11 protein-coding genes are annotated in these 13,566 nt (G+C 41.7%); 4 read left to right on the top strand and 7 right to left on the bottom strand.

Annotated features, from left to right (window positions below; translation table 11 throughout):
- Positions 1–30: 30 nt before the first annotated feature.
- From trpCF to QZ548_RS00155, 4 genes are read right to left on the bottom strand one after another with little or no spacing between them, the layout of a single operon-like run.
- Positions 31–1,530, bottom strand: a complete 1,500-nt coding sequence (gene trpCF / locus QZ548_RS00170; protein ID WP_295867188.1) for a bifunctional indole-3-glycerol-phosphate synthase TrpC/phosphoribosylanthranilate isomerase TrpF — start codon at positions 1,528–1,530, stop codon at positions 31–33.
- Between the two features lie 3 nt (positions 1,531–1,533).
- On the bottom strand, positions 1,534–2,544 hold the full coding sequence (gene trpD, locus QZ548_RS00165; RefSeq protein WP_295867183.1) for an anthranilate phosphoribosyltransferase: 1,011 nt from the start codon (positions 2,542–2,544) through the stop codon (positions 1,534–1,536).
- A 15-nt stretch (positions 2,545–2,559) separates the two neighbouring features.
- Positions 2,560–3,126: an aminodeoxychorismate/anthranilate synthase component II gene (locus QZ548_RS00160; protein WP_156719398.1), complete on the bottom strand. Its 567-nt coding sequence runs from the start codon at positions 3,124–3,126 to the stop codon at positions 2,560–2,562.
- Positions 3,126–4,595: an anthranilate synthase component I family protein gene (locus tag QZ548_RS00155; protein WP_295867178.1), complete on the bottom strand. Its 1,470-nt coding sequence runs from the start codon at positions 4,593–4,595 to the stop codon at positions 3,126–3,128. Before QZ548_RS00155 ends, QZ548_RS00160 begins: the two co-directional genes overlap by 1 nt.
- A 577-nt stretch (positions 4,596–5,172) precedes the next feature.
- Between QZ548_RS00155 and QZ548_RS00150 the strand changes: the two genes are divergently transcribed.
- Positions 5,173–7,386: a sel1 repeat family protein gene (locus QZ548_RS00150; protein WP_295867175.1), complete on the top strand. Its 2,214-nt coding sequence runs from the start codon at positions 5,173–5,175 to the stop codon at positions 7,384–7,386.
- A gap of 49 nt (positions 7,387–7,435) precedes the next feature.
- Positions 7,436–8,614 carry an MFS transporter gene (locus tag QZ548_RS00145; protein ID WP_295867172.1) on the top strand — a complete coding sequence of 393 codons (1,179 nt, stop codon included), beginning with the start codon at positions 7,436–7,438 and terminating at the stop codon, positions 8,612–8,614.
- A gap of 146 nt (positions 8,615–8,760) precedes the next feature.
- Here QZ548_RS00145 and dcuC read toward each other — a convergent pair whose 3' ends face one another.
- From dcuC to QZ548_RS00130, 3 genes are all read right to left on the bottom strand, one after another.
- Complete coding sequence (gene dcuC, locus QZ548_RS00140; protein WP_295867169.1) at positions 8,761–10,014, bottom strand: C4-dicarboxylate transporter DcuC; 1,254 nt, start codon at positions 10,012–10,014, stop codon at positions 8,761–8,763.
- Positions 10,015–10,168: 154 nt separating this feature from the next.
- Positions 10,169–11,413, bottom strand: coding sequence for a M20 family metallo-hydrolase (locus tag QZ548_RS00135; protein ID WP_295867167.1), 1,245 nt, complete (start codon positions 11,411–11,413; stop codon positions 10,169–10,171).
- A 132-nt stretch (positions 11,414–11,545) separates the two neighbouring features.
- The gene (locus QZ548_RS00130; protein ID WP_295867164.1) at positions 11,546–12,841 is read right to left on the bottom strand and encodes an amidohydrolase; all 1,296 of its coding nucleotides are present in this window, start codon (positions 12,839–12,841) and stop codon (positions 11,546–11,548) included.
- A 135-nt stretch (positions 12,842–12,976) separates the two neighbouring features.
- Here QZ548_RS00130 and QZ548_RS00125 point away from each other — a divergent pair, with 135 nt between their 5' ends.
- Positions 12,977–13,165 (top strand): hypothetical protein, encoded by a 189-nt coding sequence (locus QZ548_RS00125; RefSeq protein WP_295867163.1) that lies wholly within the window; start codon positions 12,977–12,979, stop codon positions 13,163–13,165.
- A partial coding sequence (locus tag QZ548_RS00120) for a Fic family protein (protein WP_295867161.1) occupies positions 13,158–13,566 on the top strand: 409 nt, incomplete at its 3' end. The genes QZ548_RS00125 and QZ548_RS00120, both read left to right, overlap by 8 nt.

Here is a 13,566-nt window from a genome sequence, read left to right as displayed (position 1 = left end):
TATATCTTAGATTTATGTATTTTCTGTGATTTAGTGAGCTATTGTTCTCACAATGTTGGTGAAAGCTTTAATCTTTTCATCGTCCTTCACACCATCTGTTTCAATTCCGCTACTAATATCGATGCCATAAGGTCGAACTGTGCGAATAGCACGCGCCACATTAGCCCTGTCGATACCACCTGCGAGCATAAACGGACGTTCAAACTCATCTAAGCAAGACCAGTCGAACACTTCGCCCGTACCGCCTCGTTCATCCTTATGGTACGCATCAAATAATAGCATATCCGCACTGCTATCGATCCACGCCTCTGCATCTGCAGCACTACGGATTTGAACAGCCTTCCAAACCTCTACATCTGTTTTCTCCTTGAGAGCTTGGATGAAAGCTTCATCTTCATCGCCGTGCAATTGCACCGCATCAAGATTGGCTTCTTTAGCAATTGTAACGAGGTTATCTAGTATTTCATTGACGAAGACACCTACCGTTTTAATGTTCTCAAAATTAGGATTTTCTTGGACAAATTCCTTATTATCTTGTGCTGTTTCAACATTCATTGGTGCTTCAACTGCACCATATGTTTTTGCGTATTGTTTATGAAGTTCTTCCACTAATGTTTTAGCTTGGTCTACTGTGACTTGCCGTTTGCTTGGTGCGAATACAAGGCCCATGTAGTCTGGCTTAGCCTCTACTACAGTAGGGATTGTTTCCACCTTAGAGATACCGCACATCTTAACCTTTGGTGTGTAGTAGGTTGGGCCATAAAGATAAGCCAATTTCTCAACCTTGTTAGGAGAACGCATAAATGTTTCACCCATCAAGGCTACGCCGATGTTGTTATCGCGCAATACTTGGATATCCTCTGGTGTTTCTAGGCCACTTTCAGATACGAAAATCACATCATCTTGAACGAGATTACGCAAGCGCACACTATTTTGTACGTCTACGGTGAAATCTTTTAAATTGCGGTTGTTAACACCAATAATACGAGCACCACAATCGATGGCCATTTGTACTTCCTGCTCGTCATGAGCCTCTACTAAGGAAGACAAACCCAAAGAGTCGGCTAATTCACGGAACTTTGTCAATGTAGGCACATCGAGGCACGCACAGATTAATAGGATTGCACTAGCGCCCCATACCTTTGCTTGGTAGATTTGGTATTCATCGATGATGAAGTCCTTACGAAGGACAGGAATTTTTACGGTGCTAGCGATTTCTTGCAAATATTTTTTGTCCCCTTTAAAGAAGTCTGGCTCAGTCAATACAGAGATGGCTGCTGCCCCAGCTACTTCATATTCTTTGGCGATGTCTAAATACGGGAAATGCTCAGCGATAATCCCCTTTGAAGGAGACGCCTTCTTTACTTCACAAATGAAGTTAAAGTCTTGCTGACGAAGTGCTGCTTCAAAAGGAAATCCTGTATCCGATGGTAACGCTAAGGCCGCTACTTTCACAGCCTCAGGCGTGTCCACCTCTTTTTCTTTGGCCACTCGAACTTTAGTAGCCTCTACAATCTTATCTAAAATCAATGGTTATACCTCTTGGGTTGCTTTCACAAATTGTTCCATTGTAGCAAGAGCCTTGCCAGAGTCAATCATGTTTTTCGCCTCTTCAATGCCTTCGGCTAATGTAATGCCATCTTTTGCAAGGTAAATCGCCATACCTGCGTTAAGAAGAACGGCTGTGCGTTTACCACCTTGCTCACCACCGAGAACGCGGCGTGTAATCTCAGCATTTACAGTAGCATCGCCACCTTCAAGCTCAGTTTTATCAGCGTATTCGAAACCATATTCTTTAGGGTCGAATTCGTAGCTTGTGAAAGTTCCATTATTAATTTCGCATACGTACGTTTTGTTAGTTGCCGTAATTTCATCAAGGCCGTCGAAGCCGTGTACCACAGCACCGCGTTTAACACCAAGGTTAGCCAATACACGAGCCAATGGTTCTACCAAAGATTTATCGTATACACCCATCAACTCAACAGTAGCACCTGCTGGGTTTGCCAAAGGTCCGAGAATGTTGAATACTGTACGAACGCCTAATGCCTTGCGTACAGGGCCTGCATATTTCATAGCTTGGTGATATACAGGAGCAAACATGAAGCACATATTTGCTTTATTAAGAACTGCTTCATTTTGTTCGCCGTTAAGCTCTAATTTAGCACCCAATGCTTCGATCAAGTCAGCAGCGCCACATTTACTAGATACACTGCGGTTACCATGTTTCGCTACAGGAATACCGGCAGCGGAAATAATGAAACCAGATGTAGTAGAAATGTTGAACGTATTCGCTTCGTCGCCGCCAGTACCTACAATTTCCACAACAGTACCTTCATGAGGTACAGAACCTGCTTTCTCACGCATAACCTCAGCAAAAGCTGTAACCTCATCTACAGTAGGGCCTTTTGCCGCCAAAGCGCACAAGAAACCAGCCATAGGAACCTCGGCTACCTCGCCGCTCATAATCTTGTTCATTGTATATTTTGCAAGGTCGTAGGATAAATCTTGACCATGCGTTACTGCATATAATGCGTCTTTAATCATTTTATAGCTCCTCGTTTATTTTTCTAAGAAATTGCGAATCATTTGTTCTCCGTTTGGTGTCATGATGGATTCCGGATGGAATTGCACGCCGTAGATTGGGAAGTCTTTGTGTTCTACGCTCATTACTTCGCCGTCGTCGGTAATGGATGTAACGATGAGTTCGCTTGGCATGGTTTCGTCAATAATTGCCAAGGAGTGGTAGCGAGCCACCTCGAATTGTTCAGGTACGCCTTTTAGGATTTTAGATGGGTGCACTTGTTTGGCTACGCTTTGTTTGCCGTGCATCACTTGTTTTGCATAGGATACGGTCCCACCAAATACTTCGCCGATGGCTTGGTGACCGAGGCATACGCCGAGGATTGGGAATTCGCCTTTGCATTCGCGCAATAGGTCTTCGTATACGCCCGCATCAGCTGGTCTGCCAGGTCCTGGTGAAAGTATCACGTAGTCTGGTTTCAACGCGCGGATTTCTTCAACTGTTAATTCATCGCTGCGGATGACTTTAATGTCTGGATCGATAGAGCCTACTAATTGGTATAAATTGAAGGAGAAGCTATCGTAATTATCTATAAGGAGTACCATTATTCTACCTCCTGTGCGTCTGTAATTGCGGAAATCATGGATTGGCCTTTGATCAAGGTTTCGTTATATTCACTAGCAGGAACGCTATCGCGAACGATACCTGCGCCGGCGCGAACATAGACCTTACCGCCTTTATTCATAGCCATGCGGATACCGATACATACGTCCATGTTACCGGAGAAGTCGATATAACCTACAGCGCCGCCATATACACCGCGCGGGCTTTTTTCAAGTTCGTGTAAAATCTCGATAGCACGAATTTTAGGAGCCCCGGACAATGTACCAGCTGGCAATGTAGCACCGATAGCATCGAGAGCATCTTTACCGTCTTGAATGTCACCACTTACAGTAGATGTAATGTGGATTACATGAGAGAAACGTTGCAACATATGTAACGCCTCTACTTTTACGGAACCAAATTTAGAAATTTTACCTAAGTCGTTCCGGCCAAGGTCAACGAGCATGTTATGTTCAGCCAACTCTTTCTCGTCGTTAATGAGCTTTTCTTCAATAGCGAGGTCCTCTGCTTCGGTTTTACCGCGGCGCATAGTACCGGCAATTGGGAAGGTGTACATTTTACCATCTGTCAATTTTACCAATGTTTCTGGAGAAGCACCTGTAAGCTCTACATCGCCACCAGATAGGTAGAACATATATGGAGATGGGTTCAACGTACGCAATACGCGGTACGCATTTAACAAGCTACCATCGAACTCAGCTTCACGGCGGTTAGATACAACACATTGGAAGATATCCCCTTCCTTAATGTAATGCTGTGTCTTTTTAACAACTGCTTCAAACTCGTCCTTTGTAAATTCAGAAGTGAACTCTGTTTTAAGAATGCCTTTTGGAACATCTGCCTCTTTGCCGTTTACTACGAGATCAGCTAATGCTTTAAGTTCAAGCTCAGCCTTGTTATAATTGCGTTCTAAATCGTTTGTACTAATATTAGCAATCAGGTAGATTTTGTTTTTGTAATGGTCGAATGCGATTACCTTATCGAAGAGCATAAGGTCTACATCGTTGACCATAGCAGGGTCATCATCTGGTGTTGGGAAATCGAGGGTTGGCTCGATATAGCGGATATATTCGCAAGCAAAGTAACCTACAAAGCCGCCTGTGAATGTTGGTAATTCTTCTAAGCGAGGGCTTTTATATTGGCTCAAAATATTGCGAATCTCTGCAGCTGGGTCTGAACAATCAAAGGTACGTGTTGTACCGTCTTTGATAGTCATTTGATGATTTTTGCAGAAGAGCTCAATCTTAGGATCATAGCCCAAGAAGGAGTAACGGCCCCAATGATTACTATTATCCGCACTTTCAAGCAAGTACGTATGACTGCTCACTTGTTTTAACGCTTTCAACACGCTAATCGGTGTACGTACGTCGGATAATATTTCCATATATACAGGCACGATATCGTAGCCCGGTGCGATAGCTTTCACACGGTCAAGACTAGGGAAAATCATGAGAACCTCCATCTGGCGTTTGCCAATAAAAAAACTCGCCCATGACAATATAACGTCAAGGACGAGTTTATAGTTCTATTATTACAATTTGATTGTATGTGCTATAAATCGCGGTACCACCTTGTTTGAATGCTGTGCATTCCCCTTTCGCAGGATACTAACATATCCCTCACGACTAACGCTCGTGTGACGTCGCACCATACTAGGAATGAAATCATTCTGTTCCATGCGCCCTCGGTGGTCCATTTAATAAGCTGCGTACTACGGGTTCTCAGCTAATCCCGCTCTCTGTGAGTGCATTTCCTATTTTTATCTCCACCTCATCGGTTTCTTTCAGGCGAGTATAAAATTATAATCTGATTATAATGTTTCTATAGAATGAAAGTCAAGAAAAATCTCAACTTTCACCTTATCCTTACATTCGTTCATTATTTAATAGCCATATATAATCCAATTACTGATTTCCCTAGCCCCCTCTAAATTCAGAATATTTATATTGTGTTCCCTTAAATACTAATAGTATACTGAAACTACATATGTTATCAGGTTTTACTGATTATTATGCGAAGGAGAGAGTATGAGTTTTTATTTCACGGATCAAATACAGCAATCTTTCAATAAAATATTCCACCAGTGCAATAAAGATATCGCTTGGTCGGGCAAGGCTGAGCTAGAGGCCCTTGTGAAATTGGACGAGGAAGGGCAAAAGATTCCAGGTATCGGCGATGCGTATGCCATCTTAGCGCGCGTTTATTCGGGGCCGCAGTTTACATGGATTGAAGCAGGCTTCCCTGAGGATGACACTAAGGCGTATAGTTATTTACATACGGCCATCCGCAAAGGCAGTGCCATTGCTATTTTGCAGGCTATGCGTACCTCAGGTGCCCTTACACCAACCATTGAAAAAGAGCTGCCTATGACAAAGGACGAAGCATTCCAGCGCGTCTATGAAGGCGCTCAAAAGGGTTGTTCCTACTGTGCCTACGCCATTGCCAATGTATTCCAATGGGAGGATTACCGCCTCTTGCCATCTGCACAAAAGATAGTTAATGAAGGTGAACCATCTGGCGTTGTCCATTTCTTAAAGTCTTTATTTGTACAACCGAATCAACATAGATTGTCCGCAAAAGTAACATCTATAGCACAGCAATGGTTGCATAAATCCGCAGCCGCAGGTCTTGTCATTGCGTACCGTAACCTTCGCATCACCTATGCCGAGAAAGGTAATAAGGCAATGGAGGAACACGTTATTTTTGAAGGCGCTGAAGCAGGTTTGCCACTCATGATGTATTTAGCAGGCGATATATGTAAGTCGCGTGGAGAGCATGAACGAGCTCTCGAGTATTTTGAGCGCGGCGCAGCCATGAATAATGGCCTGTGCTTGCGTGAAGCTGCTGAATATTATGCTAAACCAGGTGAGTCTCACAGAAGAATCCCTCAAGATATTCAAAAGGCCCTCAAATACTATGAACGTGCCGCTATAAGCCCAGATTATTTAGACTTTAACGACCACGCTTATGTTACAATGCAAGCCATCATTATTCGCACATTAAACATCGATGGGCAATCCCAAGACTGGTCTCGCATTGCTCACTTATTGCAACATCCAGCTATTTACAGTCTCGATAGCCTTTGGCCATATCTCGCTTATGTATTTACGTTCAAAAAAGGTAATACCCCTGCCATAGAAACCGCCGTAGAGTGCGTTGATCAGTCTAGCAAATGTTACGATAGATACGGCAGTTATGACTATGCGGACCATCTATGGCAACTGGCAGCGGGCTATTGCTACGAAATTGGTGCCATTACAAAAAGGCCAGATTTAGACCAAGCCGTTACCTTCTATGAGCACGCTCGTGAAAGCATCAACCGTCTCAACACAAGAACTGATAATTGTTTTGGTACTGGTGAGCCATTGGTAATTCCAGACGAAGCATCTGAACGGTTAGAGGCCTTTGAACTCGTTGATGGTCACTATCAGTACAAGGAAGGGATAACGCAATCTTCTACAACGTGTAATCCTATGCCACCTGCTTGGCCACAAAACTCCGTTGACGTATTAGAAATCTTCGAGGACTCTACTACTGGTTGGCGCACTAATAAATACGACTGGAATTTCATTCAACGGGAATGGGATACACAAAAATATCTCAGCTTTATTATCTATGATAATCGCCAATCTATAGGAAACATTATTCACGATGTGTACAGCATCGTTATGTTCCACAACGAAGATAAAAATGCTTGTACCATCTATCTATACGGCTACATTGAGAATCCAACGGAACGCGATGAAACCTTGGAGCCTACAGTATATGAAATACGATACTTCAAGGAGATGTCCATTCCTAAAGGTCTTGCTTTAATTAAGGAATTCTATGATCATGCTACCTTGCCTGTGATTGATGAAAGCTGGGAGAAAGAGTACAAAAACACTACGCCTCCTCGAGAATACGTATTAACTTGCGATAACGATATCTTCTACCTCAGTCAATATGAATATTCCAATCAGATGATTAAGGATGCCTTAGAAGGCGTAGCGAATGGCAAGTATGATATGATTTCGGTTCGCCCTTCTAGCATTGATGAGCAATGTATTAGCTATTACATCGAGCGTAAAAAAGGTAAGAACTTACGCATTCAACTCTATGCCACTGTAGACGAAGACAACGAATATGTCTTTGAACGAGAGTCTTGCAACTTAACATCCATTAACTACTGGATTCAAGAATCTATAACAAGCAATAAACTACCGGATTTAAGTGATTGGGATGAAATAAAACAGAAATAAGCGTATTATTTTATTAAGAACATACTACGACTAAGAAAGGAGGGATACGTTGGAAACGTGGAAACGAACGGTATACATCAGTTTAGTCTGTGTATTCTGTACAGCCTTTGGTGTAAGTCAGCTAGCTCCAATCCTGCCTTTATACTTTCACGATTTAGGCGTCCAAACACCAGAAGCAATGTCCTTATGGTCTGGTTTAGCAACCGGTGCAACCTACATAATCGTTTGCTTGGCTGCTCCATTTTGGGGGCGTGTTGCTGACAAAAAAGGTCGTAAAATTACATTAATACGATCTAGCTTTGGCATGGCCTTATGTAATGCTTTGATTGCCTTTCAAACAACCCCAGAGGGAGTCGTACTAATTCGTTTAATCCAAGGTCTTGTAAGTGGATTTTACTCGGCATCAATTACCTTAATTGCTTCTGAAACCCCGATTGAACGAACAGGTTGGGCCTTAGGTCTATTGGCATCGGCTAACCTAGCAGGCTCGCTCATTGGACCTCTATTAGGTGGCTACATTGCAGATACAGTAGGTATTCGCAATGACTTTATCATCGTCGGTGCCCTCATGGGCTTAGCCGGTGTGTTAGCAACTATATTCATCCATGAGAATTATGTACCAAAACCTAATCCTGAAAAGCTTTCCATCCGCAAGTTAAAAGAGCAAATACCAGAATTTAATAGTATTGTCGCATTATGTGTAGCTTCCTTTATCTACGCAATATGTATTATGTCCTTACAACCAGTTATATCTGTATATATTAAAGGAATCGTTCCGAGCGACACAGAAAATCTCGCATTTATTGCGGGTGCTGTATTCTCTGCTATGGGTATTGCTCAACTTATGAGTAGCTCTCCACTAGGTAAATTAGTCGATAAAATTGGCCCCCGTAAAGTATTAGTAGTATCTCTTATCTATGTAGGGATTCTAAATATCCCTCAAGCCTATGTTTCCGATGTATATCAACTTGCAATCATCAGATTCCTACAAGGTTTTGGTCTAGGTGGTATGCTTCCAGCTTTAAACACCTACCTATCTTCAAAAACACCTCGAGAATTTACAGGCCAAGTATTCTCCTATAATCAATCCTGTCTATTCTTTGGTTATTTCTTAGGATCCGTTGGCGGTGCTAGCCTTATGGCATGGCTAGGCTTTACTACACTATTCTGGGTTAGTGGTGGCTTATTTATTATTTCCGCTCTATGGATTTGTTTCAAACTTAAATAATAGAACCTATAGAACTCTATAGTATAAAGAGAACCCCATCATGATATTAATCATAATGGGGTTCTTTTATTGTAAGTTTTAAATTTAGAGTCCTAGAACAACTATGTTTTATTGAATTATAATTGACCAACTACATCAGTATTCAATTATAGTAACAATAGCATAATCACTACTGTAGCAATAATACATGGTACAGCATTACGTTTCGCCATTTCCATAGGGTTAATACCTGCAAAGCCGGCAATGATAATACCTGCACCTGCTACTGGACTCATACTACGACCGATACCAGCACCTAATTGAGCCATGGAGCCGAGTTGCATAATACCATAGCCAAAGTCTGCTGCATGCGGTGTTACCGCACCGTTAAAGGCAAGAGCTGCTGCATTACCAGAACCAGAAATAACAGCCAATAAGAATGGACCAAAGGCAGCACCGATTTGAGCAATTTGTTGAGAGTTCTTCATGCCATCAATGAGTGCACTTGTAAGGCCGATGTACTGCATACCAGCTGTAAAGCACGCCGCTGCAGCCATAAGACCTACTACATCGCACATGCCATCGCCAGTACCACGGAAGAATTTCTTAACTGCATCTGTTACATTAGGTCGTACCGCAATAATGCCGATAGCCGTACCAATTAACATGGATACAGGAACGGAAATCTCTGGAATCACTGCTACTTGTTTACTACCAAGTACGAGTAATACAAGCGGAATGATTGGGATGATGGCATATAAGTAATTTACCTTGAATTCTTTGCCTTCTTCTTCGTTAGCATCTTTCAATACATATCCTGTATGTTCCTTCTTAACGATAGCTACGATATTGAGCAAGATAGCTGCTACTACAATACCAATAATGGCTTGCATAGAGAAGCTAGCAATAACGGTCATTACGTCTTCACCGGCTAGTTGTGCTACTTGTGGGTTAAACATAAGGCCTGGGCTCAATGCACTACCCCAAGTTCCTAAGAAAATAGCAGAGCCTGCCATGGCAGGATGCACACCAGAGCGAATCAATGCAGGAATTAGCAATGCGCCCACAGCAGCTGCACAGCCTGCTGCAGTAGGCAACGCAATGTTGATCAAGAACGTAATAATAACAGCACCAGGGATGATGATTTTAGTCATCTTTTTAAGGCCTGCAGAGATGAAATATACCATGTGCTCTGTACATTTTGTATATTCCATAACATAACTAAAACCAAGTACTGTACAAATGGTTGGTACAAGACCTGGATTTGTAAGTTCTTTTACAAAGGCTGTCGTACCAGCACCAAGTTGCCCACCAATAAAGCACATTAATAAGCCCGATAGCAATAAAACGAGCCGTGTTTCAAACTGTTTAATAATGGCAATAAACGTCGCCACTACGATAACAATACCAGCAATAACCATATTCTCTCCAATCCGGGTATTCCCAACAAACAGAAAATATTCTCTACCATTCTATTACGGAATACACCCTTCTAACCACGTAAATATAATGTCTTAGCTAATTAACACAGATCTAACCAGATTATATCTAATACCATATTCCACAGCACTCAACCTAATTAATTTCAGTACTTTCTAAGCTAAGTTTTCTAAGTACTGTATCCAATACCTTAGCGCCTGTAGTGATATCATCCATTTCCGCAAATTCAGCCGGATTATGACTAATACCTTCACGACATGGGATAAAAATCATCCCTGTTGGAACATCATCGGCCCAGTGCATAGCATCATGACCAGCACCGCTTGGCATGGTCATATAGTCTACACCTACAGACTTAACAGCCTCTTCGATTTCTCGAATCATGGCCGGATGCATCGCTACAGGATGATCCTGTGCGATAGGCTCAATCGTATAGGATAAGCCTCGTTTCTCTGCAATAACATCAATAAATTCCTTAATGAGGGTAACTACAGAATCACGGGCCACCTTAGAAATACTGCGAATATCGACTCCCATCTTCACAGCCCCAGGGATAACGTTCATCGCACCCGGTGTTACCTCAACAACACCGACTGTGCCTACCACTGGAGGCTCCTCTTGCATGGATGCAATCTCCTCAATACCGAGGATTATTTTTGAAGCCCCACATAAGGCATCATGACGCAAATTCATTGGCGTAGCACCACTATGGTCCGCATTCCCACGAATGGTTACATAGAACCGCTCTGGTGCGGCAATACCAGTTACAACGCCGATGGGTTTTGCTTCATGCTCTAGCACCTTACCTTGTTCGATATGAATTTCTGTGAAAGACTTTACAGGTCGTTCATATTCCATATGCTCAATAGCATCGGGATTTAAATTACGTTCTTTCAACGCATCATACAAGGACACACCTTGTTTATCTACTAAGCGTTGTAAATCTTTCAATGTCAATTCACCACGCATAGCCTTACTGCCCAATGTGGCAGCTCCAAAGCGGCTAGATTCTTCACACATAAAGTCCACTACTGCAATGGTATGGTCATGTTCAAAACCATCATCCATCATACTGCGAATAGCTTCGATAGCAGACAATACGCCTACAACACCATCATAGTTGCCACCATTTGGGACGCTATCCGTATGAGAGCCAACCATAACAATCGGTAGCTCAGATTTCTTACCAACCTTATAGCCCATAACATTACCGAAATCATCTATTTCAACAGTCAAGCCCGCATCAGTCATACGGTCAATGATATATTGGCGCCCCTTCCAATCTGCATTGGTGAAAGCTAGGCGATTAATACCTTCTCCAGGTGCAGTCAGCTGTGCCATAGCTTCAAAATCTTTAGCTAAACGCTCTCGTTGAATCATATAACACCTCACAATCTAATACCCATATTACATCTAATATATAGCACACTATACATATTTCGATGCATACATCTATATAGTTATGTACCTATAGTTTAGATGTATGAATCACAATATCTCAATCAATATGTCCTATTTTAAATAGTGAGTAGCAATTGTACCTAATGCAACAATACCGTTTAGCATGTCTTCTTCATCGATATCGAATAATGGATTATGATGAGGTGCTTTAATAGCAGAGCCTAATACCATATATGTTGCTCGACCACCACGATCAATTACACGGTTCAAGAAGTACGCGCAGTCTTCACTACCACCGCCACTATAATCAAACGGTACTTCTTTAAAGATGCCCAATGGTTCAATGATTTCTTGTACTTCACGAGCTAAATCATCGCTAATACGACCAGCTGGTGTTTCGCCTTGTTTTGTAATTTCAAATGTACAGTCATGCATTTCTGCAGCGCCTTTAATAATAGTTTTAGTGCGTTCAATCATGTAGTCATTGATTTCGGTAGTAGCACCGCGCGTTTCTAATTTAAGAACTGCTACATCAGGTGTAACATTGCGACCTGTACCACTTTCAAAAACGCCTACATTCATACGAGATGCACCTTGGCTATGACGGGCAATAGCTTGTAAGTTAAGAACTGCTGTACAGCCTGCAAGCATAGCATTTTGAGCCTTTTCTGGAGAACCACCAGCATGAGCAGAATAGCCATGGAACACAGCATCGAGTTTCGTAGTCGCCAAGAAACCATGATCACTACAAGCAAAGCAATTGGATAGATTTTCATTAAAGCCAATATGCATGCCAAACATCAAGTCTACATCATCAACTACGCCAGCCTCTACCATCGCTTTAGCACCACGTACGCCTTCCTCAGCAGGTTGGAAGATAAGTTTGATAGTACCTTTTAATCCATCCTTATGTGTCGCTATATATTCTGCAAGGCCAAGGCCCATTGTCATATGTGTATCATGACCACAAGCATGCATAGCCTTATCGTGGCGAGAACGGAAACCAATCTTAGCAGGAATATGGTTAGATGCTTTAGATTCGATAACATCATTAGAATCCATATCTGCACGGAATGCCACAACAGGACCATCATCACTGAACTTCATTGTTGCTACGATGGCTGTTTTACCATAGCCCATTTTTTCTACGAGCTCAGGATCAGCACCTTCATCCATAGCACGAGCCATTGCTGCTTTCATAACATCCTCGCTAGGCAAACCCATACGAGAATCTAAATCAAGCACTTCTGCACCGAGTGCCACATCATAACCCAAAGCAATTAGCTTTTCAGCTACTTTAGCGGCAGAACGATATTCGAGCCAAGCTGGCTCTGGATACATATGAAAATCTCGACGTAAGGCGATAAAATCATCACGGCGTTGTTGTACGAAATCTTTTACAGACATAGGAACCTCCTAAAAATTAATTAGTACTTACCTATTAACTATATGAATAGATAAGTAAATAGTCAATAAAATAGGTCATGTATACAAAATAAAGAGACGAGCTATGCTATAATAATAGTAATAAAGGAGGTGCCTATGACATTAAATGTAAATAAAGAAAAACTCACCATTTTAGATGTACAATTTGATACTTATGAGGACTTTGATGCAGTTTGGTATGCCATAGGTTCATCTATGATTGAAGACTTCACTCCTACAACTGAATCAGTTCTAGAATTAAAAAATTATGTTACAAACAGAAGGAAGGAACTACAAATTGGCTAAAAACCAATACGAAGGTTACCAGTACATAGATTTAGATAATTTCTATACCTATGAAAATTCATTTGTATTAATAAATAAACAAAATATTCTAGATCCTAAGTTAGCAAAAAATAATGAGCATTTATATGTATCAAAACGGCTTGCAGATTTATATATACAGCCGATTTTAGTGTATTCCACTGATGATATACAAAAAATTCATAAATATCTTTTTCAAGACGTTTATTCTTGGGCCGGTCAATACAGAAGAGTTAATATCTCTAAAAGTGGAAATCCTTTTATGTCGATTCAATCATTTAACTCTGCCGAGGAATATCTAAATGATTTGCTCAATACATATCATCAAAAGGCCAACACAAAAGAATGTATTATTCGCTCACTGGCTAAAATTTTAGATTCGC

This window comes from uncultured Veillonella sp., from assembly GCF_915069625.1.
Lineage (GTDB): Bacteria > Bacillota > Negativicutes > Veillonellales > Veillonellaceae > Veillonella.
Note: the sequence above shows the minus strand (reverse complement) of the source record. Positions and strands in the feature narration are given on the sequence as shown.

Bases quoted from the DNA above. Each gene is read 5' to 3' on its own strand.
- QZ548_RS00160 (WP_156719398.1), bottom strand. From the start codon at position 3,126: ATGGTACTCCTTATAGATAATTACGATAGCTTCTCCTTCAATTTATAC.
- QZ548_RS00135 (WP_295867167.1), bottom strand. From the start codon at position 11,413: ATGATTCAACGAGAGCGTTTAGCTAAAGATTTTGAAGCTATGGCACAG.
- QZ548_RS00150 (WP_295867175.1), top strand. From the start codon at position 5,173: ATGAGTTTTTATTTCACGGATCAAATACAGCAATCTTTCAATAAAATA.
- QZ548_RS00125 (WP_295867163.1), top strand. From the start codon at position 12,977: ATGACATTAAATGTAAATAAAGAAAAACTCACCATTTTAGATGTACAA.
- trpD (WP_295867183.1), bottom strand. From the start codon at position 2,544: ATGATTAAAGACGCATTATATGCAGTAACGCATGGTCAAGATTTATCC.
- QZ548_RS00155 (WP_295867178.1), bottom strand. From the start codon at position 4,595: ATGATTTTCCCTAGTCTTGACCGTGTGAAAGCTATCGCACCGGGCTAC.
- QZ548_RS00130 (WP_295867164.1), bottom strand. From the start codon at position 12,841: ATGTCTGTAAAAGATTTCGTACAACAACGCCGTGATGATTTTATCGCC.
- dcuC (WP_295867169.1), bottom strand. From the start codon at position 10,014: ATGGTTATTGCTGGTATTGTTATCGTAGTGGCGACGTTTATTGCCATT.